This window comes from Parabacteroides sp. APC149_11_2_Y6 (assembly GCF_054506995.1).
The window spans coordinates 444,880-470,462 of the sequence record NZ_CP173709.1 but is presented as its reverse complement, the minus strand read 5'-3'; the positions used below and the strand labels follow the sequence as shown (position 1 = coordinate 470,462).

Sequence of the window (25,583 nt, the reverse complement as noted above, 5' to 3'; positions counted from 1 at the left end):
CAGCCTTCCGTTCGTATTATCTGCATTGTTTAATACGGATGGAAGACTGGTCTTTTTTATGCTTAATATAGTTTTACCGGTCCTTCCAAACCGAGAGAACGATACCCTCTTACCGAAGCAAAACGCTGGGCCGGCGCGTTATCCGTAAGCGATTTTGTATAATTACCTAATAAGGTGGTTACCTTTATCGTTATCCGGTTCTTACCGGATACTAATTTACCGGATACATCAAATTTACGGTTACCATACCATTTTACACCTATTTTTTCTCCATTGAGAATAAGTTCCGTTACACCCAAATGCGTGAGTCCTGCATCCAACACATGTATATCCCCCGGATTCTCCACATCTACATCTATGGAATAATAAATTTCTCCTGCAAAATGACGGAACCACGGAAAAGGAAGTGTATTAAAGTCTGTCAGGCTATCTACCTGAAACTCTTTTATGCTTTTGTCTACATGGACAGCTTTCACATCCCATAAACCTGAAACAACTATCGGGTTTTCGCTTTCCTCAGCCAATGGCCTATAAACCTCTCCATCATGTTCTTTATCAAACACTATCAATTTGGACTCGGCAGGTCCGAAATGCAAATCTTGTTCCTGCCCCTGTTGCGGTAAGATATATCTTTTTCCGGTTTCAGCATCCCATAGCCACGCCTTTTTGCCTTTAACGGCATCCGGAAAAACAACATGAACATCATGCCCTTTCTCTATATGCAGGTTGGTAAAGAAGAATATATCCCGGTTTCCTGATTTATAATAATTCTGCGTCAGGAACTTATCCGGTTTATCTATCTGTACATAAGGTGTCAGTTCCAATTTCTTTTGTACCTTTTGATACCATTGGGTAAGAGGTTCCGTATCGGAAGGAGCATCGACTAAAACAAAACGGTCCGGATATTTTTGAGTAATCCGGTTTATTACCGTCTGTACCTCAGCATCTTTCCGAGCGGCATTGCTGAATCCTACACTTTTATAAGGACGTGTTCCTATACAAACAATCTTACCCCCTTTCTTTACAAAGTCCTCCAACTTCCCGGCTGTTTGAGGGTCGAGACTTTCCACTTCCATGAGCAACAATGTTTTATAAGCTCTCGGACCAAAAGCCAGTTGTCCGTTCTTTACAGTGCTTTGCTGGATGACATGTTCACTTACATAATCGCAACCATTGCCATTCTCATGCAAGTTCTCCCATAAATCATGTGCATATGCAGGATGCCATTTTTGAGGGAACGGGTCACGCTGCTGTCCAAGCGTCGACCACATATCTTCCAATGGAGGCAAGATGGCTATATCCGCCTGCTGTACGCTATTCTGCATAAGAGCGGAAAGACGGGCTTTATAGTCGAGCCAGTTACGCAAATAAGGCCACCAAGTATTATTTTCACTGAAATAAGTTCCATATTTAATCCATCCGGGGAACGGCGCCTCTTTGGGACTGTAGTTGAAACCATGCAATATGGACTGGTTCACACCTGATATATTGCTCATATCCCCGGCAACCTTTATTTCTTCCAGGGTTGTTTGGAAAATATATACGACGTTTGTCATTTCTTCACAGCTTACCACCCCGTTGCCGGCCAATAAAGAACCGGACGCAACAAATTTGTTGACCATACTGTGCGCACGTCCGGAATAGGAATTCCGGTCATCCAATTCTTTTCCCATATTATCGCGCATCCATGTTTCACATTCCGGGATGTCGATAAACATAGCCGATTCCAATGGATGCAATGCCCTGCCGTAGGCTTGTACTCTGGATTGCAGGCCATTGGAATGGCACCATTCATTCAAGGTATCTATAAAATTCTTTTTAAAAAGCTCAATCTGGAACCGTTCGAAATCATTCCGAACCCGGTTAACCACATTTTCCGTCACCTGCGCAGAAAACTTGCTCCCGTATTTTTCAGGAAGCGGATCGCCCATGTGACCGATTTTACGTATTACATAAGGCAAATAGGGTATTAACGAATAACCGTACCGGCGTTCGAACTCATCCAACAAGGCATCACTCCAGTTTGCGCCTTCAAGTTCAAAACTATCTACAAATGCAGCCCGGATTTTGCCTTTCATCCCGGGCGAATTAAAATGTATCTTTTCCGAGAGCCTGTTCAGGTAGAACTTCACCGCCTCTTTATCGAAATGGTTAAGAACCGGTCCTCTTGCCCCTGGAGCCCCTTCGATAACGTCCATGTAACCTGCAAACTTAATGAAGCAATACAACACATATTCACCGGCAGGGACATTCAATGATATCTGTTCGTTTGAAACCAGTTTATCAAAATAGACACCCTCGGTAAACTGTTCCACATGTTTAGGCAGTAACCTGAGATACACCAGTTCTTTCCGTGGATGTGGATTTGACGACATAATCGGTGGATTCGACCGCTTCAGAATTTCATCGCGGGCAATGGAGAATACTTTCCCGTTGCTTCCACCGTCGATATCGATAGTTTCAACAGTCAGCATCTGCAACTGTTTATCCGGTGGAAGAAATTCGCCGCCAAAGGGCCAGCCGGAACCGCCAATCATATCGCAGACCAGTCCCCGTTCCTTACAGGCTTCTGCTGCAAAGCGAATGCTGTTCGCCCACTCATCACTCAGATAAGGGCGTTCGGCATATCCCAAAGTATCCACATCTCCCGGGTAACGGATCGAATTTATCTCGACACCGCCTATGCCTATTTGCTTCATCAAATCCAGTTCACGCAGTATTTCTTTCTCATCTACCCGCGTGCCATTCCACCACCATCTGACATAGGGACGGTACTTACTTTCAGGTTCAGCAAAAATTTTATAGAGATCCCCCCTGGTGTGTTTAAAATCTGACTTTGCCGGAAGTTTCTGGGAATACACAGGTGCAAACAATGCTGTGAAAAGAACAGAAACCGCCATCTTCTTTAATAAACCCATAACAAAACAATATTATATAAGTAGTTTTACAATCCAAATAGCAAAATTCCACATTTTACTTTTCAATAAAGCATAAAAGTTTGTTTTTTATACATGATTTTCTGACAGTATCATTTTATCCGTTGATTTGCCTATATTTGCAGATGTCTCTACAAATGTCTGGTACCATCATATGAAAAATAAGAACCTATTCAAATATCTTGTCAGCAGTGAAAGAGATTTACTTTGGGGATTGATTGTCGATAATGTAGGACAAGCTGAAATTCCTAAAGATTACACAACTTACCCTCCCAAGGTAGGACATCCCGAAGACTATTATTTCACCCCTCAAAACGGGCGGATACTTGACAATTACCAGCTCATTTACATATCACGGGGAAAAGGTACTTGCTTTATCTCCCAAAATGAAAACATTCCAATCGCAGCCGGCGATATGCTGATAATACCGCCTTACACCTGGCATAGTTACTTTCCGGATAAACAAACCGGATGGCAGGAGTATTGGATCGGCATGCACGGACCGAATATAGATGCAAGATTTAATAACGGATTTTTTAGCACAAAGCAGTTTATCTATAATATCGGACTACGGGAAGACATTATCCAGTTATACAACCAGGCAATGGAATTGGCGATTTCCGAACATACCACCTCCCAGCAAGCAGTAGCCGGAATCGGAAACCTTATTTTGGGGATGACTCTCTATTATAATTCCAACCAATTTTTCACTAATGATATTATCCTGAAACGAATCGGCCAGGCACGTATTATTATGAGGGAAAACTATCTGACCGGAATATCACCGAAAGAAGTGGCACAGCAAGTGAATATGGGATATTCCTGGTTCAGGAAACTTTTTAAAGAATACACGAATGTCTCCCCTACCCACTTTATCTTGGAACTACGACTACAGAAAGCTAAAAACCTACTGTTAAATTCCTCTCTCAGCGTCAAGGAGATTTCTTACAAAATAGGATATGAAGATGCGACTTATTTTACGGCTCTCTTCAAGAAGCATACAGGTTTTACTCCTTTAGGATACAGGGAACGATTCTCTTCCGCAGAAATACAGGGAAGAAAAGAAGATAAAAAAGAAAGGGGCTGAGAAAATGCTCCCGGCCCCTTCGCATATAGATTTTAAATAAATTCCTCGTTTCAAAACAGGATAGCCGCTGTGATTGACCAACCACGGTTCTTTCCATTCAGGTTTAGCTTGGAAGCACTATAATCGTCGGTCAAGCCTAAAGCATAGTTAAATCCGACCTGTACATGTTTAACAACTTCCACACCGGCGCCAAAGTTCAAACCTGCACCAAAAGTATGCGCTTTCAACTGGTCGCCAACAGCAGAGCCCAAATCCCAGAACTTCTCGCCGCCGACACGGAAACTTACATACGGACCGGCAGAAAAATATCCTTTGATGATAGGCAAACCGAATTTCCATTTCACGTTTACAGGCACATCAATATAATCATTCTTTACATTTTCATTATTTGAATTCTTCAATCCGACACCTTTCTGGGAATACAGGATAGCACCATCGAAACCCAGTCCGGCTATCGGAACCATGATTTCAGCCATCGGACCGATATTGAAACCTGTTACATTTCCACGGTCTACAACACTTGCATTAAAGTGAACCGATGAAATATTCACGCCACCCTTGATACCAAATCTTATCTGGGATTTTGCCGGTATGGCTACTAATGCCATTGCGGCAAGTAGTATAAGACAATAAATTTTCTTCATTTTCATTTTCTTAATTAATGTGATACAAATAAACGCACTTTTCAGATAAAAAACAAATATTGGTATACAAGTGTTCAATCGATACAAAAGGAAAGCATGAACCTCTTTACGGAGCTCATCCCGTAAGTCGATTCATGCTTCTTTTCCTAATTATTATGGCAAAATAATTAAAAACGAATCATTTGGCTTATGGGAAAACTGGAATAAAAAGAATAACTGAAGCTGTTGTGAAGACATCATTTGTTCTCTTCCGGCCTTTCCTCGAAGCCGTCGAAAAATATGCCTTGCAGGTCTTCTGACTTACTTCCGGAATGGACGCCTTCCCAACTTTTCAGTTGACAGTTGACAGTTGATAATTGACAGTCATATCTGTCTTTTCTCATTTGTCCATTGTCAACTCCTACGTCAGTGGCTTTAAGTGTTGCCCAATCCGTTAATGAAGTTCACAGCAGCGGGACTGTCCGGGATTTCCACCCGATTCCCTTTTAATCCTTTTCCGCAGAAAGCGAATCAGGAACAATGCATGCACAAATATAGAAATTTATTTCCGGTATATTTAATCTGCCTGTTCTTTTTTACTCTTTTTTCCAAATTCAGGGTCAATTTTCAGAAAAGAGGTAACCAACAGAGTGACAATACAGCAAGCCATTACCCACCAGAAAAAATTTACATAGCCCAAGTGTTCCTGCAACCAACCGGAAATCATGCCGGGAAGCATCAATCCCATAGCCATGAAAGCCGTACAAATGGCATAATGTGCCGTTTTATATTCCCCATCAGAGTAATAAATCAGGAAAAGCATATAAGCGGCAAAGCCAAAGCCATATCCAAACTGTTCGATAAACACACAAACGTTGACTATCAGCAGGTTTTCCGGCAAAGCCATACTCAAATAAATAAATACGGCGTCCGGCAACGTAATTGCCAAAGCCATCGGCCAGAGCCATTTTTTCAATCCTCCTGTAGCTGCTGCAATACCTCCTAAAATCCCCCCCAGCACCAGACCGATAGTTCCCACGGTGCCATAAGCAAATCCAATCTCTACAGTTGTCAATCCCAGACCACCGGATTCACGTGGGTCTACCAGAAAAGGAATGACTAATTTAGCCAACTGAGCTTCCGGAAAACGGTACAACAACATAAACAGAATACCAGCCAATGCTTGTTTCTTTTTAAAAAAAGAGATAAATGTTCCAATAAAATCGTTGAAAATAGAAGAGGCTTTTACCGAGCGGTTCGGCTTGTCTGTATCCGGCACAGGTAAAATAAAAAAATGATATACAAATAAAGCCAGAAAGATAGCAGTCAGTATAAAAAAGGCAACAGACCAGGTGAATGATAAATCATTTGTCCTGTTCAGTAAGAAACCGACAAAAATAACAAGCAACCCCTGCCCTGCGATAGTTGCTATGCGGTAGAAGGTGCTGCGTATCCCTACAAAGAATGCCTGTTCGTGCGAATCCAACGCCAGCATATAAAAACCATCCGCCGCTATATCATGCGTTGCCGAACTGAATGCCAGCAACCAGAATGCCGCCAAGGTAGCCTGAAAGAAAAACGGAGTAGGGATGGAAAATGCCACTGCCGCCAAACCTGCACCTATCACTAACTGCATGGTAACAATCCACCAACGCTTCGTTTTCAGCAAATCGATAAACGGGCTCCACAAAGGTTTAATCACCCAGGGCAGATTAAGCCAACTGGTATACAGGGCGATATCGGTATTAGACAATCCCATCTGTTTATACATCAGCACGGCTATTATCATTACTGCCACATAAGGTATTCCTTGGGCAAAATACAAGGATGGCACCCAGTACCAAGGGGAAATGGTTTTATTCAATGTGGGTTTATATTTCATAACGCTTTTATTTTACGGACTATTTCATCTTTTTGTTCTTTTGTAATCGCAACTTCTTTCAATATACATTCAAGGTCTTTAGCGGTTATCTTCTGAAAATCCTTTTCCAATGGGGCAACAAAAAAACCGGCCATCTCTACGGTTGCCGGGCTAATCAGGATATTATCCGGTTCTGCGGCATAGAAGCAAGACGGACGCAACTCCTTACGAGGGAAAATAAACGAATACCATACATCTTCTTCCATCCAGGTTACGACATTCATCATCGGTTCATAATCCCCTTCTTTTATTTCCAGTTGGGCATACAACATTTCAAATGCTTTAACCGCCTCATCCCAACGGCTGGAAGCCAGCATAAACACAGGACACAGATAATTATCCAATGCATAAAGCATGGTTGCCTCCCCTCTCCAAACAATTTCCTTGAGAGCTTTCGTCCAATTCCATTCAATCGGCAAAGAACCTGCTCCCACTGCCTGAAAATGCATATGGTCCGGAGCAGAAGCCCCACATTTAGGACCATTATAAAAAATCACATAATCAGGGAAATCGGCTGCCAAAGAAAGCATCTCTTCATAATAAGGCAAAATCTGCTGTTTGTCGTGCCAAAGAGCCGGCACTGTGAGATGTTTCTCAAATATAGGATACGGATTGACCAGTATTCTGAAAGAATCACGGTAAGGGATACTCTGCTGCTCTTCCGGGCGGTTACAAAAGAAACAAGGACGCTTTTGTAAAGAAGCCGCATCTATTTTAGCAGCAGAAGAACGTATTCGTTCCGGATTAAATTGTAAGATAATGTGGAAATCATTCACTTCAAACATGCGGGTTTGCGTCTGTCCCAATGCGACATAATTATCACTGGCTAATTTCCAGTCGGATAACTGGTACCGGCGTAAGTCTTCAACCTGCTGTTGTAATTCATTCATACGTTTTATTGATTTAAGAGCATCCGTGCCTGAAGTTCCCAGGTACGAATACGATCCTTATAAGTATTATAGTTATTCATTTTCACAATATCGAGTGCGGCATCGGAATTATCTTCCCAGCGACGACAGAGATAAAGCACATCATACACACGTCCAATCTGCCAGTTCCGGGAAATACGCAGACCTAACGCATAATCCTCACCATAACTGGTATTCGGCAGGTTGATACGACGCAATACCGGAGTATAAAAAGCTCGCGGTGCCCCCAGCCCGTTGATACGCAATGCATTATTACGCCCGTTATCCGGTGTCCATTCTTTATGGTCGATAATACCCGGTGGAATTTCATTCATCCGGAAATCCGTCATCCGGTAAGTACCTACCACCATTGCACAATTCTGTTCATAAAAGGCATCCACAATCTTTTGCAAAGTATCGGGACCGCTGTATACATCGTCGCTGTCCAACTGCACGGCAAATTTTCCACAAGCCGGATGATGCACGCCGGTATTCCAGCAACCGCCTATCCCCAAATCTTCCCGGTCCGGTATGATATGAATCACCCGTTCATCCGAAGTATATTTCTCTATGGCTTCGGATGTCCCGTCCGTTGAATGATTATCTATGATGATCAGATTAAATTTAAAATCTGCCTGTTGGGTAAGCACCGAACGGATTGCATCTTCTATGGTTCGTATACGGTTGCGTACCGGGATAATAACGGATGCCTCGTATTCAAATTTGCCGGCATCGAAAGTGATGGGCTCGAAGACCGGAGGCAGATAGCCTCCTACACGTTTGAGGTATGCGGTACATACCGTTTCCATTTCTATCTGTACCGCCCGGTTTTTCGGGTCAACGTAATCGAACAGCTTCTCTCCGCTCTTACGCGTATCATCCGCCACTTCCGAATAAAGGTACTCATTTATGTGTACCAGTTCAGACAGTTCGGAGACACGTAAACGCAGGTCATACAACCCGGCAAAATGATAATCCGTATCCATTGCAGCTACCGCTTGTTTCAAAACGGCAGAATTGAATAATAGTATGGAACCGAAATTAAAGTCGTCACGCAGGCTACCTTTTTGATAATCAATCACCGGAGATGGTTTATATTGACCTTCGTTTACCTGATAATGGTCGGCATACAGCATTCCGGCTTTTGTATCGCCAGCTATGGCAATCATCCGCTCCAAAGCAAATTGTCCGGGTTCCAGTGTTGTATACTTTGTATATAATAATGTATAGGCTGTATCCGCATGGGCAGCAATCGTCCTGAAAGAAGTAGAGGCATTTATATTTTCAATGTTCAGCAGCTCACATTCATCCGGCACTTCCGAACCGGGAATCCGGGATAACAAATAGATCTTGTTTATACAAGGCTCGCTTTTCAACAGCTTGATAGTGGCATCCGCCTGTGCCTGGGAGATATAAGGAATAAAACAATTTATCTTCTTCATAATGCATTACTGTAATGTTACAAAGGTAACGACAAAGAAGATAAGAGATAAATTTATTTCACTATTTGTGAGCAGCTATTTGAGGTATGCGTACAAAAAGTCCTTCTGGGAGTAGATATATCGGTCCGCCAGACAAGGAAAGATATAAATTACTAAATATCAGGAAAATACATAAAAACAAATGACTAAAAAAACGTTCGTTTATTTTAGTCATTATCTCATCGTTTCTGTTTGCAAAGATAATCCCCTTTTTTAAAACAACCAAACAATAACATCAAGATTATCAAATAATTTGACTTTTGAATAATCCACCTCACTCGATAATTAATTTTTAATAATACGACTAAGATAAACGAACGTTTTTTTAGTCTTTATAAGAATACAACAAAGATTGAAAAAATGCAATATTATCATTATACTCCATCAAAAACATCCATTACACAAAATACACGATAGGGTAAAACAGATAAAATATTTTCAAATTCAATAAAATGGGATGATTTCATATTATAACAATAACAAACATATTACAAATTTAAGCTTATTTAAAATGAAAAGACAATTATTTACTTGGTGCTTATGCACATTGGTTGCATTGGCCGGATGCATACAAGCCAGTGCACAAAAAGAAAAAGGAATCACTTTTTTTAGTGAAGGACAATTGGGATGGGATTTTCCTTAGGAGATGAAAGCGCAAGTTATCTTCAGTAGAAAATTAATATCCCTACTAAAATCTTATGTATACTGTCTCGAACAATTAAAAAACATCACAATTAATATTAAGTAATCATGAAAGTAAAAGAATTTTTCCACAAAAACTTCCTTTTCCTATTTGCGGTAGGAAGTATTGCAACCACCTTCACCGCTTGTAACAATGATAATGAAGACCAACCAGTAGTCAATGTTCCCCAACTAACAGGAGAAATAACCTTCGACCGAAATAATATCGGAGTAGGACAGCCGGTAGGAATCTCCTTCAAGATACCCCCAAAACCTGAAGGAGTGGAGTTATGGAAACCGAATTTTGCCGTGGAGCCGAACGAAAATGTTACTACACCGGTAAAAATCCAGCAAACAGATAATTTGTTGAAAACCACTTATTGCTTCAACGCAGCAGGGACCTACATAGTTAGCGCAATAGTAGACTATAAGTTTACTTATCCTGATGCCGACGGAAAAAATACCCGCCAAGACACAGTGTCCAATACAGTAAAAGTGATTCCCTGCGATATACGAAACTCCTTTTGGGGTGAAACCAAAGATGAGACGAAACTCAACCTACTGGGAAAGACTCCGGAAGAAGAGACCGACACACTTCTGACATATGGAGGTAAGGATATTAAAACATCCTTTGCTGGAACAATTTTCGTGAGTTCCTCCCAATCGGGAGTAGTTTATGAATACCAGGACGGCAAACTATCAGAAGTGTCTGAAATAGAAAAATATACACAATCCACTGCCGTTCCTGCACGCCTAATGGGGCAAATCTACAAGAATGTGTTGAAGGCCGGGGGAACTGAAGATTCTGAAAAACGCTTCTGGTTTACTGAGAACGAAGACCGCTGTCAAACACTTTTCGATGAATGGTTGAAAACTTCTGATCTCGAACCACTCAAAGAAATGGATGAAATCTTCATGCAAAACAAAGGAGCTGTTGTAAATTTCACTTTCAAGCTGAGAAACAGCAATTTATTGTTTGTATTTAACAACGTACCTGAAACGAAACAAAGTAGTGTATTGTTTACATATACTCCCTTCCAATAAAGTATTAATAGGAGGGGATATATATTGAAAATCAATAGCTATATTACTTATTCGATACAAACTTTATTCTACTTAAAATGAAAAGAAAACTATTTATATTTTGCTTATGTACATTAGTTACATTGGTTGGATGCATGCATGTAAATGCACAAAAAGAAAAAGGAATCACTTTTTTTAGTGAAGGACAATTGGGATGGGGATTTGCCTTAGGAGATGAAAGTGCAAGCTATCTTGGAGTACAAGCCCAAATTATTGGCTACAGGTTTAATCCCAAAGCGAATATTGGTATTGGTTATGGAATCCATGCTTATGATCCTTTGTTTCAGGCAAATTCAGTTTACACCCATCAGATACTTGCTTCAGGCTGGTATCGGTTGAAATCAACAAAAGGGTTTACTCCGTTTGTACTTGCTAAAATCGGTTATGGATTTACAGAGTCTGATTACCTTAATACATCATTCACAGGTTTATACTTTTCTCCTAATATTGGTTATGCTTATAACCTGAAAGATAATGGGGAAGCATTAGGACTTTCTATCGGTTATGACTACCAAGCAATTGGGAAAAATAATGTTTCGCTGAATAACTCAGCCTTCACATTGAAATTCACTTGCTTTTATTAAAAATATAACAATGAAAAAGATTTTAATGATTATGTTGGTAATGCTACCAATGATGCTATTCTCTTCCTGCTCAAAAGATGATGAAGATGAAAAAACAAGGATTGATCCGGAACTTGTCGGTTCCTGGGAGGCCATTGATGCTTCTGGGAAAGTTGTAGTAACTTTTGATTCAAATGGTTCATTCAAAATTGAAATATATATCCCTGAATCGGATAAGTATAAACTCATAAGTTCAGAAACTGATACATATACTATGGACGGAAAGCGTATTATCTTTAAAAAAGGACCTATCGGACACTATGCCTTAAAGGATAATATACTTACACTTACAATTGACAATCAAACAATAATCTGTAAAAAAGTAAAATAGCAAACATTTCAATTCTAAAGGACTGTCAAAACTAATTTTGACAGTCCTTTTCTTCCCAAAAGAACACAACCATAAGACATAACCAATTTGAAAAACTTCGTAACAAATACACTCACTTATATTTTTTAATATGAAAAATCGAATGACTTACTTAAAATGGATGGCTTTTATATTATTTGCCTTCCATATTTCCACTGCTTCGGCACAATGGAAAGTTGGCGTACAAGCCGGTTATACACACAACAGCCTGTCTACGGCATCCGGATATGCCTACGACAGGAATTACGATGCCCTTGGAGGTTTTACCGTTGGCATACCTGTACAGTATGAGTTTGTTAACTGGTTTGCTTTGCAAGCAGATTTGTCGTTTACACAAAAAAATTATACCTCGTTCCGGAGTGGAATGTACAAGAATATACAAAGTGATACAAAAAACGGATTTATACAACTGCCCGTTTATGCTCATTTCTCATTTGGAGGCGAAAAGCTGAGAGGTTTTATAAATGCAGGTGCCTATGCCGGCTATTGGACTTCGAGTAGAACGAAGGGAAACCAATTCCAGTACTTTTATGATATTATAGATTGGCAGGATCTGGCTCCTTATCATTTCGATGAAAAAGTACCTTTTGATTCACGCCGGGACAATCGCTTCGACGGTGGATTGATGATGGGACTGGGTCTGCAATATCAATTAACCCCGGGAATCCGGCTTTTGATAGAAGGACGCTATTACCACGGATTAACTGATTTACAAAAAAATTATATGTTGAACCAGATACACCGTTACAATGATACTTTCACCTTACAGGTAGGTTGCATGTTCACTTTGGGAGACTGGAACAATAAAAAGTAAACTGAACCGGATATTCAACATTTATACATAAAAACAAATGAAACATTATAAAATATTGCTGGCACTATCAGTAAGTACTCTATTATTTGCTTGCAGGGAAGAAAAACCTGCCATATCTAACCCACAGGATGACATAAGACTCACTTGCTGGGATGATGTTTTCGAATCTTTCTGGAATGGAATGAATTACAGCTATGCCTTTTGGGATGTAGACCCTACAGACTGGGATGCGGTCTACAGAGAATACAAACCCCGTTTTCAAGACCTGAAATTCTATAACAGCCAAGACTCGACAACTGTAAAAGAATTATTTACAGAAATGACTAAAAATCTCATCGACCATCACTACTGTTTATCCATAAAGAATGAAAATGGGCAATTTTGGGAACAAATTAATCCCGGATATCAAGAAGTTAAAAAAAGAGAGTATTACCACGAGCCTTTTTATGAAGAGGATCTGGTGGAGACTATCAAAATGAACAAGAAAAAGGGACGTATAAAAGACTTTAAATACGGATATAGTGAAGATATAACTATCTATTCCTATAGCATAGACAACAATATTGTATATTTAGGTCTAAGTGCATTTCGTATCCTATCCAATCTGGATAATCCTGATGTATCGGAAACCCTTCTAAACTTCTACAATCTAATCGAAACTGCTCCAAACTTAAAAGGGATTGTTATTGATACCAGAGCAAACGGAGGTGGATATCTGGCAGATATATACTACATTTTATCCCCACTGACTTCCAAGCCAATCACTTTTGGATACACTCGTACTAAAAACGGTATGGGCAGATTGGATTATACACCTTGGTCGCCTATGATTCTCTACCCAGCCAGCAGCGCCAAGGATGACGAAAGCATGGTCCAACTCCAAATCAAAAGAAATATTGAAAATATTCCTATCGTTGCACTTGCTGATGTTAATTCCATAAGCATGGGGGAAATAACGCCCATGGCGATCTGCGCTTTCCCTAACGGATGCCTTATCGGAGAACAAACTTGGGGAGGACACGGTCCACTGAATGGTATTTTTAATGACAGTTATGCAGGGACTTTTGAAAATGCAGCATTTCAGGTATATACATCCACTTCATTAACCAAAAATCTGGACGGCAATATTTATGAAGGTATCGGTCTCACTCCGGATATTAAAGCGCTATACAATAAGGATGAATTTCTTAAAGGGAATGATACACAACTGGAGCGAGCCATCCAATACATCAACACGGGAAAATAAATAAACTATAATCAACAAGAATATGAATACAACATCTATTAAATTCATCTCGATCTGTTCGTTACTGTTTACATTGTTGTCCTGTGAAAAAGAGGATAAAGAATTGACAATGGAACTGATTGGCACATGGACTGTAGAAGAAGTAGCCAGATATCCTAATCCAGACATCATTCTAGTGTTTAATAAAGGCGACAAACTCATATTAAACGCCGATAATTCTTTTAATCTCCAGGGAATGAATGGAACATGGCACGTAACCAGATTTCCAGGAAGTTCTCCCACACTCAAATTAGAGTTTATCGGCAATCCTCCCTTGATAGCCGATATTGATCATTCCGGTGATAGACTCACGCTAAAGTTTTATAAAGAGATACCAAGTACTGAGCAATCCTCAAGAAAAAGGATACAACTACTGGATGTAATGCTAAAAAGGATCAAATAAAATAACACAAAAACAGATGAAGAAAAAAATGATTTATCTACAATGGATGACTTTATTATTATTTGCCTTCCATATTTCCACTGCTTCGGCACAATGGAAAGTAGGCGTGCAAGCCGGTTACACGCACAATAGCCTGTCTACAACTTCCGGATATGCCTACGACCGGAATTATGATGCCCTTGGAGGTTTTACCGTTGGCATTCCCGTACAATATGAGTTCGTTGACTGGTTTGCTTTACAAGCCGATTTGTCATATACGCAAAAAACTATGCCTCCCATCGTAGTGGTATGTATAAAAACGTACAAAGTGATACAAAAAACGGATTTATGCAACTGCCGGTTTATGCACATTTCTCATTCGGAGACAAAAAGCTAAGAGGTTTTATTAATGCAGGCGCCTACGCCGGCTATTGGGCTTCGAGTAACGCAAAGGGAAACCAAATCCAATACTTTTATCAGATTATAGATTTGCAAAATCAAGCACCTTACCATTTCGATGAAAAAGTATCTTTTGATTCACGCAGAGACAATCGCTTCGACGGAGGATTGATGACAGGTCTGGGTCTGCAATATCAATTAATCCCGGAAATCCAACTTTTAATAGAAGGACGCTATTACCGCGGACTGACTGATTTGCAGAAAAATTATATGTTGAACCAGATACACCGTTACCATGATACATTCACCTTACAGGTTGGTTGCATGTTCACTTTGGGAGACTGGAACAAAAAGAAATAAACTGAACCGGATATTCAACATTAATCATAAATACAAATGAAACATTATAAAATATTACTGGTACTATTAGTAAGTACCCTATTGTTCGCTTGCAGGGAAGAGAACCCTGCCGTATTTAATCCACAGGATGGCATAAGACTCACTTGTTGGGATGATGTTTTCGAGTCTTTCTGGAATGGCATGAATTACAGCTATGCCTTCTGGGATGTGGACTCTACAGACTGGGATGCGGTCTACAGGGAATATAAGCCACGTTTTCAGGATCTGAAATTCTATAACAGTCAGGACTCGACGACTGTTATAGAATTATTTACAGAAATGACTAAAAATCTTATTGACCATCACTACTCTTTATCCATAAAGGATGAAAATGGGCAAATTTGGGAGCAAATTAGGCCCGGGTATCAAGAAGTAAAAAAAAGAGAGTATTACCACGACTCTTTCTCTGAAGATGCTCTGATAAATACGATCAATACAAATGGGGAAAAAGGACGTATAAAAAGAAATGAACTAAAAGAGGCACATGTTCGCATAGGAGATAACTATATACATATCTATTCCTACTGTATAGACAATAGTATTGTATATTTTCGTCTAAACATTTTTTATCTTTCGAACAATATAAACAATCTCCAAATACAGGAAACCATCTCTAACTTCTTCCACCTAATTAAAACCATTCCGGACTTAAAAGGGATTATTATTGATACCAGAAATAATGGAGGTGGAAACCTGGCAGATATGTTCTACATTTTATCCCCACTAACTTCCAAAGCAATCACTTTTGGATATACCCGTACTAAAAACGGTATGGGAAGGCTGGATTATACACCCTGGTCTCCTATGACTCTCTATCCTGCCAGCAGTGGTCATTCTTATGATGAGGTCTTACCTCAATTACAAATTGAAAGAAATATTGAAAATATCCCTATTGTTGCACTTGCTGATGTTAATTCTGTAAGCATGGGCGAAATAACCCCCATGGCAATCTGCGCTTTCCCTAACGGATGTCTTATCGGAGAACGTACTTGGGGAGGCCACGGTCCGCTGAATGGCAACTTTAATGACAGTTATGCAGGGACTTTTGAAAACAGTGCTTTTGAAGTATATACTTCCACATCACTAACCAAAAACTTGGACGGCAATATTTATGAAGGTATCGGCCTTACTCCGGATATTGAAGCGCTATATAATGAGGATGAATTTCTTAACGGGAATGATACACAACTGGAACGAGCCATCCAATATATCAATACCGGTAAATAATAAAAGTACAACACATAGACACATTAATAAGAAACTAACCCTATTTTTATTTTATAAATTCAGTACACTAAAGAGGGAGCTATTCTCTAACAGCTCCCTCTTGCTTATGTGATTACTCAGTTCCATCGGATAATACGCGCGCAGCAGCATGAATTGCCTGCTACAAAACTGCTTCGCTCAGATACGAAAGTACCCCTATAATAAATCAAGCTTTAAATTTTCGTATTTCCGGGAGAAGGCTTACCTTTACTAACCATTCAAAACAGGAAATCATGAAACATCAAATCATTCTTCTCGGCAAAGATATCACTTCGGTTTATCATGGTATTAAAGAGTTCGGTCCCGACCATATCCATCTTTTATACACGGAAGAGACGAAAGATATTGAAACACCTATGTATCCTTTGCTGCCGGAATCCATTCGTTGCAGCCGGTATAAAGCAGAGCCTTACGACGGGAATAATGTGATCGATGTTTGTCGCCAGATTCATAGCGAGCACCAGGGAGAATTTGCCTACAACCTATCCGAAGGGACTAAAGTAATGGCTTTTGCTGCTTTTATTGTTGCCAAAGAAACAAATTCGGAGGCTTTTTACCTGACACAACATGGTGAAATCGTTCACCTGAATACGTTCAAATTCCATCCGCTGCACAGTACTCTTAATAATGAGGAAATTCTCGGGTTAAGCGGGAATAAACTGACTCATTACCATGATGCCAAAGAACTGAGTATCGGCGAAGTAAAAGCATCCCTGCAAATCAAGCAGTTTATCGAACAATATCCGCAGGAACATGCCCGTATCCAGAAATTTTTCAACATTTTCTGTAAACGGCAATTGACACGTTTACCTAATTCCAAACTGTTCGCCAATAACCTGCGTTTCAAACAGCGAAACGGTTCCCTGTTGATTTCATTGGGGGAATATGTTTTATTGCGCTTGAACCAAAGTTATGCCACCATGCTGTATTTTGAAGGAAGATGGTGGGAGACACTGGTTGCCAATGAAGTACGCAACTGGAGCGAACAAAGGCCCCAGTCTCCGGAAGTATGGCAGAGTGTTATCTTCCAGACCAACGAAAGGAACCCGCAAACGAAGAACGAAATCGATGTTTTACTGAACAACCAGCAGAAACTTATCTTTCTGGAATGTAAATCCGGAAACGTTACCCAAAATGACATTTACAAAATCGATGCAGTCAGGGAGACTTATGGCGGAGATATTTCACAAGCTGTGCTTGTCAGCTATTACCCGATAGAAAAGAGCTTACGGGATAAGTGCAAGGATTTGCAAATCCATTTGTTTGCTCCAAATTACGCCGGAGAACGTAGCGACTTCTTAAAAAAAATGCCAGCCTGGTTGGACAAGCTGGCAGATGAGTTACAATTATAATCGTTTTATCTTATTTTTCAGGAGTATAGATTAATCCTTTTGCTTTTCTTTCCAGGGAAGGATAAGAAAACTCGGTAGTTCCACCGGTTTGAACGGACGGGCTCTTTGAGGTACGTCCGGTAATCAAATCGATAGCAGCACCTAATAGCAGCTCATTTCTGTCTCCAAGAGGATATAACACATTATGTTGATAATCCATCTCATTAAGGTCTACATCCGGGTTAAAGCCGTTCCCATAATCCGCATTATGGTCGGCATTAAAAATATTGAAGGTTATCGGATGAAGTATCCAGCCGTAATCTTCATTATCGCCATAAGGTACAGACCCGACTCTTTTGCCTATGGTCTTCTGTCCGATTAAAGTGATATTTTCCCTCCCCATATAAGGTATCAGGCAATTGATTACGGCTTCCGAAGCCGAAGCCGTCAAATCTCCAACCAAAACATAAATTCGTTTTAAATTCAAATTTGCATTCGACAGTTCATTGTTATTTTTCAAAGGTAATGTTTGTGTATCATCTGTATGCTTATCGTTATATTCCATAATGCAGAATGTTTTACCTAAAGCATTGGCCGGTGCCAAAAGGGAAGTCAGGAGTTGCGAACTGGTAACCAATCCTCCTCCGTTATAACGCAAATCAAGAACAAACTCGTTTACGTTTCCGGATTTAAAGGAGGCAAAGATTTGTTTCATCCTTTCATCATAGCTATAATCCTTATTATCCGGACCGGAAGCAAAATGGTTATATAATAGATATCCTATTGTTTTACCATCTATATGATAAACCGAATCTTTCAGAAACGGGGTATCTTCTACAGCACGCGAAGCTGATATATTTATCGTCCCATTTTCTACAAACTTATTATTTTTGAATTGTGCCATTCGGAAACGAGTAGCAGCACCACTGTTCAAGGTCGAAAGATCCATAATAGGAGATGTATTATTGACACCTACAATCCAATCCCCTCGTTTCAATCCGGCTTCTGCCGCCGGCGAATCAGGAAGGACATACAGAACCCACGCATAATACAAACCACTGGATAAGCGAAGGGAAGCATATTCAAATCCGTATGAATCTAAGGCATCCGATATAGCCTTTGTCGTTTCATCTTTCTTTTCGATTGTAGAGAACTTTATTTTTGTATTATTTAGAATTGCCCCATCCTCATCAACCAACAAAGAATTAAAAAAATCTTCCGGAGAAAGATTATAATCAAGCCTTTTCTGAGACGGCATCTCGCCATACCAAAGATAATGTTCCTGCATGGTTTTATATATCCATGTATTTACATCATCTTTCGGGCCATTATTCCCTTCATCATTTTTCTGGCAAGAAGTTACCAGCAGGACACACGTTAATACAGCCGTAAAAACAACTGATACCTTCCCTATACAATCACGCCTCAGCTTCATATTTCTATTCATTTGGATTATAAAAAATAACCGTACAGTCTCCGGATGGAAACTGCACGGTTTTATGATAAAAGACTTCTATTATTTTTAAAGTCTTACTTTGTCATTATTCACCTAACAGGATTTCCAATATCTGACAAGCTGCTTTTGCAACGGAAGTACCCGGACCGAAAATCGCGGCAACACCTGCTTTGTACAGGAAGTCATAATCCTGTGCAGGAATTACACCACCGGCAATTACGATGATATCGGGACGGCCTAACTTCTTCAATTCCTCAATAACTTGCGGAACCAAAGTCTTGTGGCCGGCAGCCAAAGAAGAAACACCCATTACATGAACGTCATTTTCAACAGCTTGACGGGCAGCTTCAGCCGGAGTCTGGAACAACGGTCCCATATCCACGTCGAAACCACAGTCGGCATAACCTGTTGCAACAACCTTAGCACCACGGTCGTGTCCGTCCTGACCCATTTTAGCGATCATGATACGCGGCTGGCGACCTTCTTTCTTAGCAAACTCAGCTGTCAGCTCACAAGCTTTTTCGAAGTCTGCATCTTTCTTCGTTTCTGATGAATACACGCCTGATATAGTTCTGATAATTGCTTTATAACGACCTACTACCTCTTCGCAAGCGTCAGAGATTTCACCCAGAGAAGCACGCAAACCGGCTGCTTTAACAGCAAGTTCCAGCAAGTTGCCTTTCTTCGTGCGAACACATTCTGTAATTTCAGCCAATGCTTTCTTAACCGCTTCTTCGTCACGGTTGGCACGCAGCTCTTTCAACATTTCGATCTGTTCGTTACGAACGGCCGTGTTATCGATTTCAAGGATATCGATCGGATCTTCTTTCGGCAGACGATATTTGTTGACACCAACAATTGTCTGTTGCTTAGAGTCAATACGAGCCTGAGTACGTGCAGCAGCTTCCTCGATACGCATCTTTGGCAGACCTGTTTCGATAGCTTTTGCCATACCACCCATGCTTTCGATTTCCTGAATCAAAGCCCAACCTTTATGAACCAGTTCGTTTGTCAAAGTTTCTACATAGTAAGAACCTGCCCATGGGTCGATTTCCTTACAAATCTTTGTTTCTTCCTGGATATAAATCTGGGTATTACGGGCAATACGTGCAGAGAAGTCTGTAGGTAATGCAATCGCTTCGTCCAATGCGTTCGTATGCAGAGACTGTGTATGTCCCAAAGCGGCAGCCATAGCTTCGATACAAGTACGGCCTACGTTGTTGAACGGATCCTGTTCTGTCAATGACCAACCTGAAGTCTGGCAGTGAGTACGCAGAGCCAATGATTTCGGATTTTTAGCATTGAAGCTCTTCACAATCTTCGCCCACAACATACGTGCAGCACGCATCTTGGCTATTTCCATGAAGTGGTTTACACCGATAGCCCAGAAGAAAGACAAACGCGGAGCGAAAGCATCCACATCAATACCTGCATTCACACCTGCACGAAGATATTCCAGACCGTCGCACAACGTATAAGCCATTTCGATGTCGGCAGTAGCACCGGCTTCCTGCATATGATAACCGGAAATGGAAATAGAGTTGAACTTCGGCATCTTCTGTGAAGTATATTCGAAGATATCAGCAATAATCTTCATTGAGAATTCAGGCGGGTAGATATAAGTATTACGCACCATAAATTCTTTCAGGATATCATTCTGGATTGTACCGGCCATTTCTTCCAACTTAGCACCTTGTTCCAAACCTGCATTGATATAGAAAGCAAGAACAGGAAGAACGGCACCGTTCATTGTCATGGAAACAGACATCTTATTCAAAGGAATACCATCGAACAGAACTTTCATATTTTCCAAAGAACAGATAGATACACCGGCTTTACCAACATCACCAACTACACGTTCGTTGTCGGCATCGTATCCACGGTGTGTAGCAAGGTCAAATGCTACAGACAAACCCTTTTGTCCGGATGCCAGGTTACGACGATAGAATGCATTAGATTCTTCAGCTGTAGAGAAACCTGCATACTGGCGGATTGTCCAAGGACGCATAGCGTACATACCACTATACGGGCCACGCAGATAAGGAGGCAAACCTGAAGCATAGTTCAGATGTTCCATTCCTTCCAGGTCTTCTTTTGTATATACGGGTTTTACCTCGATATGCTCAGGTGTTTTCCAATTGGCTTCAATGCCATTGGCTTTCGCCCATTCGGCAGCGTTTGTTGCTGCAAAACCGGCATTCTTTATATCTATATTTTTAAAATTCGGTCTCATAATTGTTTCTACTTAAGCGATTCCTAATTTAGCGTTGAAAGCCTGCAATGTTTCAAGCACATTGCTCTTCACATTAATAAACTGGTCGATACCCTGAGCTTTCAGGTCTTCCATGCAAGCAGGAGCACCAGCCACAACAAATTCTGCACGTCCGGCAAGTGCTTTATAAGCAGCAGGAGCATAATCAGCATATTCGTCGTCGCTTGAACAGAGAACTACAATTTCGGCACCTGCCTTAACAGCTGCATCTACACCGGCTTCTACTGTTTCGAAGCCTAAATTGTCGATAATTTTGTATCCTGCACATCCGAAGAAGTTTGCAGAGAACTGTGAACGGGCCAGACGCATAGCCAAATTACCGATAGTCAACATAAATACTTTCGGAGTCTTACCACTCTTTTCTGTAGCTAAACGAAGAACTTCAAACTGAGAAGCGCCACGAGAGAAATCAAGAGCTGTAATCGTTGCTTCACCGCAATGTCCTCCACCACAACAGCAAGAGGCAGTTTCTTTAATCTTTTCGGCAGCCACTTCTGTAAAGTTCGGGAACTGGTTAGAACCCAATAAGATTTCACGACGGGTAGCAACCGCTTTCTTACGAGCATCATTGGAAGCATTTACGGCTTTCTGGATATCGCCAGCCAAAGCAGCAGCACCAAAACCGCCCTTTTCTTCCGTTTCCAGGAATAACTTCCAAGCGACATCTGCCAATGAATTTGTCAAAACTTCCACATAATAAGAACCGGCAGAAGGATCAACTACTTTATCAAAGTGGCACTCTTCCTTCAACAGCAATTGCTGGTTGCGGGCAATACGTTCTGAGAAATCATCCGGAGTCTGATAGGTTTTATCGAACGGACGAACAGTGATTGAGTCAACACCTGCAATAGCAGCAGACATTGCTTCTGTCTGTGAACGGAGTAAGTTTACGTGAGCATCGTAAATAGTCATGTTCCATTCTGAAGTCTGTGCATGTACGTTCATCTTGCAAGCGCAACGGCACAAACCGTTATCTGCCTTGTTCGGACATTCTGTCGGACAGTGGCAAATAGGATTATAAGCAGCTACGATTTCAGCCCATAACCAACGTGCGGCACGGAACTTCGCAATTTCCATGAAGTAGTTGGAGCTGATACCCATATTAAACTTGATCTTTTTGGCAACTTCATCTGCTTCAAAACCGGCTTCTACCAATTTTGCCATCAATTCATTACCCCAAGATAATGCATAACCTAATTCCTGAGCGATATACGCACCAGCATTATTCAGGTAAAAGGCATTTACAGCCAAGACTTTGTAACGAGGCAGTGCTTTACCGGCTTTGAGCACAGCAGCGGCAGCTTCCACCCAGTTTTCGTTCTCTTTACCTTTAACTAATGGCTTTTTAAACGGATCGTAATTTACAGAACCGAAGCATTTACTCAGATCTGCACCTTTACTCTTAAAATATTCAGCCAGAATACCGATTAACTTTTCAGCCTTGCAATTACAAGTATTAAAGTTCAATTCTACACATTCCGGGCAAATACCTTCTAATAAGGTTGCAATGTTTTCGGCATTTACTTCATCCCCTTTAATAATGAAGCCTAACGAAGATACACCCTTGTTCAGGATGTCGAGCGCTTTTTCGTTAGCTCCTTTAAAGCATGTTACTTCAATGTTTTGACGTACCTTCCAATCATTGTCTTTTTTAGTACCGCGAACATAAGGAAATTCACCGGGAAGAGATTCTGTCGTTTTCAAACCTTCGATGTCTTCTGCACGATAGAAAGGATTTACATTAAATCCTTCGCCTGTCTTCCAAACAAGCTTTTTCTCAAACGGAACACCTTTCAGGTCTGCCGTAATCTTCGCCATCCACTCTTCAGTAGATACAGGTGCGAATTCTGAGAAAAGTTTTTCTTTTAATTCTGCCATAATATTAGTTATTTTAATACTGGTATTAGTAATTGTTCAATAGTATATTGTTCAATAACAGGAGGCAAAGGTAGAATAAATAAACAGTAAGAACAATGAAAAAGAAACGAATTTGATACCATTTTTAACGCCTTTTAGTGGTGCCGGATAGAAAATGATACCAAAATGATAGCCATCCGGAAAAAGATTACATTTTTTCCTTTGAATAGATACCACGAAATATTTTTTTACTAAATTTGCATCGTCAAACGGAGCGATTGACAACTAAGCCGGTGCATTCGTCTAGTGGCCTAGGACGCCGCCCTCTCACGGCGGAAACTCGGGTTCGATCCCCGGACGCACTACAAAAGTTCGTAGATAAATCTACGGGCTTTTTTTATACCCAATCTCAGCTAACCGACAATCAACTATTGAATAACAACACCTCTCACCTGTTCATAAATCTATCGAAAGCCGAAATAACTCTCAACTGTCAATTGCCAACTGTCAACTAATTTGTATCTTTGGCGACAATCAACAGACTGAAAATTGAATATAAATGAAGCAATACAATTTTGACGAAATCGTAGAACGGCGCAGTACCAATTGTATCAAATACGATGCTATAAAAGAGCGATTCGGAAACGAAAACCTCGTACCGCTATGGGTTGCCGACATGGATTTCCGGACTCCGGATTTTATTGTTAATGCAATAAAGAAACGGTGTGAACATGAAATATTCGGATATACATATGGTTCGGAAAATTATTATACCAGCATCATTGAATGGGTACATTACAAACACAACTGGAAAATCCAGAAAGAATGGCTGAGTTACATTCCTGGAATTGTCAAAGGTATCGGTTTTGTGTTACAATGTTTCACACAGCCAGGCGATAAAATAATTATCCAGCCCCCCGTATACCATCCGTTCCGCATTGTTCCCGAAAGTATGCACCGGGAGATTGTATATAATCCCCTCCAGTTGGTAAATGGGACATATGAAATGGACTTTGAAAATTTAGAGTCTGTTATCGATGACAAATGCAAAATTTTAATTCTTTCCAACCCCCACAACCCGGGTGGAATCGTTTGGAAAAAAGATACATTAGTAAAATTGGCCGAAATCTGTTTCCGGCACAATATCCTGGTTATCTCCGATGAGATTCATGCGGAAATGTGTTTTCCCCAGTATACACACCATCCTTTTGCCACGGTTTCTGCGGAAGCGGCATCCTGTAGTATCACATTCATGGCGCCGAGCAAGACTTTTAATATAGCCGGTATCGTAAGCTCCTATTCAATCATTCCGGATAATGATATACGGGAAAAATTCTACTCATTCCTTGAGGCCGGAGAATTTGGAGACGGTACAATCTTCGCTTATACGGCAACTGAAGCGGCTTATACTTACGGTGCGGAATGGTTACAGCAAATGAGAATGTACATTATGGAAAATGTACGCTTTGTTAATGAATACTTACAAATGCATCTACCGAAAATCAAAGTATATCCCCCACAGGCCTCCTTCCTTATCTGGTTGGATTGTCGCGAATTAGGGCTCAACCAACCTGATTTGGTCAGCCTTTTTCAGGATAAAGCAGGTTTATTGCTAAACGATGGAAGTATGTTCGGCCCCGGAGGTGAAGGATATATGCGAATGAATATCGGATGTCCGCGTGCTATTTTAGCTTCCGCACTGGAATCATTAAAGAAAGCAGCAAAAGCATTGTAAGTCTTTGCTTTATTTTTCATCTATTAAGCAGGGAACTGGGAAATAATGCTTAAATTTGTCCTCGTTTTATTTATTACATAAACAATTACATAATGAAAATTACAGCAAATAAGTTCGTTGCAGTTACTTACGACCTGAACGTAGGCGAAGGCGAAGAACGTGAATTAATGGAAAAAGCAACTGCTGAACTACCTTTGAAATTCATTTACGGAACAGGTGCTATGCTTCCCGCTTTCGAAGATGCATTAAAAGGTCTTGAAGTTGGCGACAAATTTAATTTCTCTATAGCTCCGGCTGAAGCATACGGCGAGTATGTGGAGGAACATGTCCTGGATCTTCCGAAAAACATCTTCGAAGTTGAAGGTAAATTCGATAGCGAAATGATTAAAGTTGGCAACACTGTTCCCATGATGGACTCTAACGGAAATCGTATGAACGGCTCCGTACTGGAAGTAAACGAAGATGTTGTTGTAATGGACTTCAATCACCCTTTGGCTGGCGAAACATTGCATTTCAGTGGTGAAGTTATTGATGTTCATGAACCTACAGCTGAAGAGATTGCAGCTCTTTCTGCTCCGGCAGGAGGTTGCGGATGTGGATGCGATGACTGCGGAAGCGGATGCAGCGACCACAATCACGACAGTAATTGCGGATGTGGCGGATGCCATTAATTC

At 40.7% G+C, this 25,583-nt stretch carries 22 protein-coding genes, 1 tRNA gene and 1 riboswitch; of the genes, 15 read left to right on the top strand and 8 right to left on the bottom strand.

Translation table 11 applies throughout. The features are described 5' to 3' along the window. Positions 1-62: 62 nt before the first annotated feature. Positions 63-2,918: a glycosyl hydrolase gene (locus tag ACGE0T_RS01965; RefSeq protein ID WP_459188880.1), complete on the bottom strand. Its 2,856-nt coding sequence runs from the start codon at positions 2,916-2,918 to the stop codon at positions 63-65. 172 nt (positions 2,919-3,090) lie between these two features. On the opposite strand from ACGE0T_RS01965, the gene ACGE0T_RS01960 reads away from it, so the two are divergent. After that, positions 3,091-4,023 carry an AraC family transcriptional regulator gene (locus tag ACGE0T_RS01960; RefSeq protein WP_459188879.1) on the top strand — a complete coding sequence of 311 codons (933 nt, stop codon included), beginning with the start codon at positions 3,091-3,093 and terminating at the stop codon, positions 4,021-4,023. A 50-nt stretch (positions 4,024-4,073) separates the two neighbouring features. Here the strand turns inward: ACGE0T_RS01960 and ACGE0T_RS01955 are convergent, their stop codons facing one another. The 4 genes from ACGE0T_RS01955 to ACGE0T_RS01940 form a co-directional block, all read right to left on the bottom strand. Then, the gene (locus ACGE0T_RS01955) at positions 4,074-4,667 is read right to left on the bottom strand and encodes a porin family protein (protein ID WP_459188878.1); all 594 of its coding nucleotides are present in this window, start codon (positions 4,665-4,667) and stop codon (positions 4,074-4,076) included. Positions 4,668-4,935: 268 nt separating this feature from the next. Continuing rightward, positions 4,936-5,204, bottom strand: a riboswitch (cobalamin riboswitch). A gap of 19 nt (positions 5,205-5,223) precedes the next feature. Continuing rightward, complete coding sequence (locus ACGE0T_RS01950; protein ID WP_459188877.1) at positions 5,224-6,528, bottom strand: MFS transporter; 1,305 nt, start codon at positions 6,526-6,528, stop codon at positions 5,224-5,226. After that, complete coding sequence (locus ACGE0T_RS01945; protein ID WP_459188876.1) at positions 6,525-7,457, bottom strand: DUF4922 domain-containing protein; 933 nt, start codon at positions 7,455-7,457, stop codon at positions 6,525-6,527. Before ACGE0T_RS01945 ends, ACGE0T_RS01950 begins: the two co-directional genes overlap by 4 nt. 5 nt (positions 7,458-7,462) lie before the next feature. Then, a complete protein-coding gene (locus tag ACGE0T_RS01940; RefSeq protein WP_459190397.1) occupies positions 7,463-8,920 on the bottom strand; it encodes a glycosyltransferase family 2 protein in 1,458 nt (485 codons plus the stop codon). A gap of 547 nt (positions 8,921-9,467) precedes the next feature. Between ACGE0T_RS01940 and ACGE0T_RS01935 the strand changes: the two genes are divergently transcribed. From ACGE0T_RS01935 to ACGE0T_RS01885, 11 genes are all read left to right on the top strand, one after another. Beyond that, positions 9,468-9,599 carry a hypothetical protein gene (locus ACGE0T_RS01935; RefSeq protein ID WP_459188875.1) on the top strand — a complete coding sequence of 44 codons (132 nt, stop codon included), beginning with the start codon at positions 9,468-9,470 and terminating at the stop codon, positions 9,597-9,599. Positions 9,600-9,706: 107 nt separating this feature from the next. Continuing rightward, complete coding sequence (locus ACGE0T_RS01930; protein ID WP_459188874.1) at positions 9,707-10,681, top strand: hypothetical protein; 975 nt, start codon at positions 9,707-9,709, stop codon at positions 10,679-10,681. A 77-nt stretch (positions 10,682-10,758) separates the two neighbouring features. Next, complete coding sequence (locus ACGE0T_RS01925) at positions 10,759-11,304, top strand: hypothetical protein (protein ID WP_459188873.1); 546 nt, start codon at positions 10,759-10,761, stop codon at positions 11,302-11,304. Between the two features lie 10 nt (positions 11,305-11,314). Next, positions 11,315-11,674, top strand: a complete 360-nt coding sequence (locus ACGE0T_RS01920; RefSeq protein WP_459188872.1) for a hypothetical protein — start codon at positions 11,315-11,317, stop codon at positions 11,672-11,674. A 160-nt stretch (positions 11,675-11,834) separates the two neighbouring features. Continuing rightward, positions 11,835-12,527, top strand: coding sequence for a porin family protein (locus tag ACGE0T_RS01915; protein WP_459188871.1), 693 nt, complete (start codon positions 11,835-11,837; stop codon positions 12,525-12,527). Between the two features lie 37 nt (positions 12,528-12,564). Further along, positions 12,565-13,773, top strand: coding sequence for a S41 family peptidase (locus ACGE0T_RS01910; RefSeq protein WP_459188870.1), 1,209 nt, complete (start codon positions 12,565-12,567; stop codon positions 13,771-13,773). A gap of 22 nt (positions 13,774-13,795) precedes the next feature. Continuing rightward, complete coding sequence (locus ACGE0T_RS01905; protein WP_459188869.1) at positions 13,796-14,215, top strand: hypothetical protein; 420 nt, start codon at positions 13,796-13,798, stop codon at positions 14,213-14,215. Positions 14,216-14,231: 16 nt separating this feature from the next. Next, complete coding sequence (locus ACGE0T_RS01900) at positions 14,232-14,591, top strand: hypothetical protein (RefSeq protein WP_459188868.1); 360 nt, start codon at positions 14,232-14,234, stop codon at positions 14,589-14,591. After that, the gene (locus ACGE0T_RS01895) at positions 14,543-14,953 is read left to right on the top strand and encodes an outer membrane beta-barrel protein (protein WP_459188867.1); all 411 of its coding nucleotides are present in this window, start codon (positions 14,543-14,545) and stop codon (positions 14,951-14,953) included. The genes ACGE0T_RS01900 and ACGE0T_RS01895 overlap by 49 nt, the downstream gene beginning before the upstream one ends. A gap of 36 nt (positions 14,954-14,989) precedes the next feature. Further along, positions 14,990-16,219 carry a S41 family peptidase gene (locus ACGE0T_RS01890; protein WP_459188866.1) on the top strand — a complete coding sequence of 410 codons (1,230 nt, stop codon included), beginning with the start codon at positions 14,990-14,992 and terminating at the stop codon, positions 16,217-16,219. Positions 16,220-16,491: 272 nt separating this feature from the next. Next, positions 16,492-17,610, top strand: coding sequence for a Card1-like endonuclease domain-containing protein (locus tag ACGE0T_RS01885; protein ID WP_459188865.1), 1,119 nt, complete (start codon positions 16,492-16,494; stop codon positions 17,608-17,610). Between the two features lie 10 nt (positions 17,611-17,620). Here ACGE0T_RS01885 and ACGE0T_RS01880 read toward each other — a convergent pair whose 3' ends face one another. From ACGE0T_RS01880 to mutA, 3 genes are all read right to left on the bottom strand, one after another. After that, on the bottom strand, positions 17,621-19,024 hold the full coding sequence (locus ACGE0T_RS01880) for a S41 family peptidase (RefSeq protein ID WP_459188864.1): 1,404 nt from the start codon (positions 19,022-19,024) through the stop codon (positions 17,621-17,623). A gap of 106 nt (positions 19,025-19,130) precedes the next feature. Further along, complete coding sequence (gene scpA / locus ACGE0T_RS01875) at positions 19,131-21,278, bottom strand: methylmalonyl-CoA mutase (protein WP_459188863.1); 2,148 nt, start codon at positions 21,276-21,278, stop codon at positions 19,131-19,133. Positions 21,279-21,290: 12 nt separating this feature from the next. After that, on the bottom strand, positions 21,291-23,195 hold the full coding sequence (gene mutA, locus ACGE0T_RS01870; RefSeq protein WP_459188862.1) for a methylmalonyl-CoA mutase small subunit: 1,905 nt from the start codon (positions 23,193-23,195) through the stop codon (positions 21,291-21,293). 271 nt (positions 23,196-23,466) lie between these two features. Here mutA and ACGE0T_RS01865 point away from each other — a divergent pair. The 3 genes from ACGE0T_RS01865 to ACGE0T_RS01855 all read left to right on the top strand — a co-directional run bounded on the left by ACGE0T_RS01865 (position 23,467) and on the right by ACGE0T_RS01855 (position 25,580). Next, positions 23,467-23,539 (top strand) — tRNA-Glu (locus ACGE0T_RS01865). A 194-nt stretch (positions 23,540-23,733) separates the two neighbouring features. Next, positions 23,734-24,909, top strand: coding sequence for a MalY/PatB family protein (locus ACGE0T_RS01860; protein ID WP_459188861.1), 1,176 nt, complete (start codon positions 23,734-23,736; stop codon positions 24,907-24,909). Positions 24,910-25,001: 92 nt separating this feature from the next. After that, a complete protein-coding gene (locus ACGE0T_RS01855) occupies positions 25,002-25,580 on the top strand; it encodes an FKBP-type peptidyl-prolyl cis-trans isomerase (protein WP_459188860.1) in 579 nt (192 codons plus the stop codon). Positions 25,581-25,583: the final 3 nt, after the last annotated feature.

Bases quoted from the DNA above. Each gene is read 5' to 3' on its own strand.
- ACGE0T_RS01920 (WP_459188872.1), top strand. From the start codon at position 11,315: ATGAAAAAGATTTTAATGATTATGTTGGTAATGCTACCAATGATGCTA.
- ACGE0T_RS01965 (WP_459188880.1), bottom strand. From the start codon at position 2,918: ATGGGTTTATTAAAGAAGATGGCGGTTTCTGTTCTTTTCACAGCATTG.
- ACGE0T_RS01950 (WP_459188877.1), bottom strand. From the start codon at position 6,528: ATGAAATATAAACCCACATTGAATAAAACCATTTCCCCTTGGTACTGG.
- ACGE0T_RS01935 (WP_459188875.1), top strand. From the start codon at position 9,468: ATGAAAAGACAATTATTTACTTGGTGCTTATGCACATTGGTTGCATTG.
- ACGE0T_RS01860 (WP_459188861.1), top strand. From the start codon at position 23,734: ATGAAGCAATACAATTTTGACGAAATCGTAGAACGGCGCAGTACCAAT.
- ACGE0T_RS01855 (WP_459188860.1), top strand. From the start codon at position 25,002: ATGAAAATTACAGCAAATAAGTTCGTTGCAGTTACTTACGACCTGAAC.
- ACGE0T_RS01945 (WP_459188876.1), bottom strand. From the start codon at position 7,457: ATGAATGAATTACAACAGCAGGTTGAAGACTTACGCCGGTACCAGTTA.
- mutA (WP_459188862.1), bottom strand. From the start codon at position 23,195: ATGGCAGAATTAAAAGAAAAACTTTTCTCAGAATTCGCACCTGTATCT.
- ACGE0T_RS01955 (WP_459188878.1), bottom strand. From the start codon at position 4,667: ATGAAGAAAATTTATTGTCTTATACTACTTGCCGCAATGGCATTAGTA.
- ACGE0T_RS01885 (WP_459188865.1), top strand. From the start codon at position 16,492: ATGAAACATCAAATCATTCTTCTCGGCAAAGATATCACTTCGGTTTAT.
- ACGE0T_RS01930 (WP_459188874.1), top strand. From the start codon at position 9,707: ATGAAAGTAAAAGAATTTTTCCACAAAAACTTCCTTTTCCTATTTGCG.
- ACGE0T_RS01910 (WP_459188870.1), top strand. From the start codon at position 12,565: ATGAAACATTATAAAATATTGCTGGCACTATCAGTAAGTACTCTATTA.
- ACGE0T_RS01890 (WP_459188866.1), top strand. From the start codon at position 14,990: ATGAAACATTATAAAATATTACTGGTACTATTAGTAAGTACCCTATTG.
- ACGE0T_RS01960 (WP_459188879.1), top strand. From the start codon at position 3,091: ATGAAAAATAAGAACCTATTCAAATATCTTGTCAGCAGTGAAAGAGAT.
- ACGE0T_RS01905 (WP_459188869.1), top strand. From the start codon at position 13,796: ATGAATACAACATCTATTAAATTCATCTCGATCTGTTCGTTACTGTTT.
- ACGE0T_RS01895 (WP_459188867.1), top strand. From the start codon at position 14,543: ATGCAACTGCCGGTTTATGCACATTTCTCATTCGGAGACAAAAAGCTA.
- ACGE0T_RS01880 (WP_459188864.1), bottom strand. From the start codon at position 19,024: ATGAAGCTGAGGCGTGATTGTATAGGGAAGGTATCAGTTGTTTTTACG.
- ACGE0T_RS01925 (WP_459188873.1), top strand. From the start codon at position 10,759: ATGAAAAGAAAACTATTTATATTTTGCTTATGTACATTAGTTACATTG.
- ACGE0T_RS01915 (WP_459188871.1), top strand. From the start codon at position 11,835: ATGGCTTTTATATTATTTGCCTTCCATATTTCCACTGCTTCGGCACAA.
- ACGE0T_RS01900 (WP_459188868.1), top strand. From the start codon at position 14,232: ATGAAGAAAAAAATGATTTATCTACAATGGATGACTTTATTATTATTT.
- scpA (WP_459188863.1), bottom strand. From the start codon at position 21,278: ATGAGACCGAATTTTAAAAATATAGATATAAAGAATGCCGGTTTTGCA.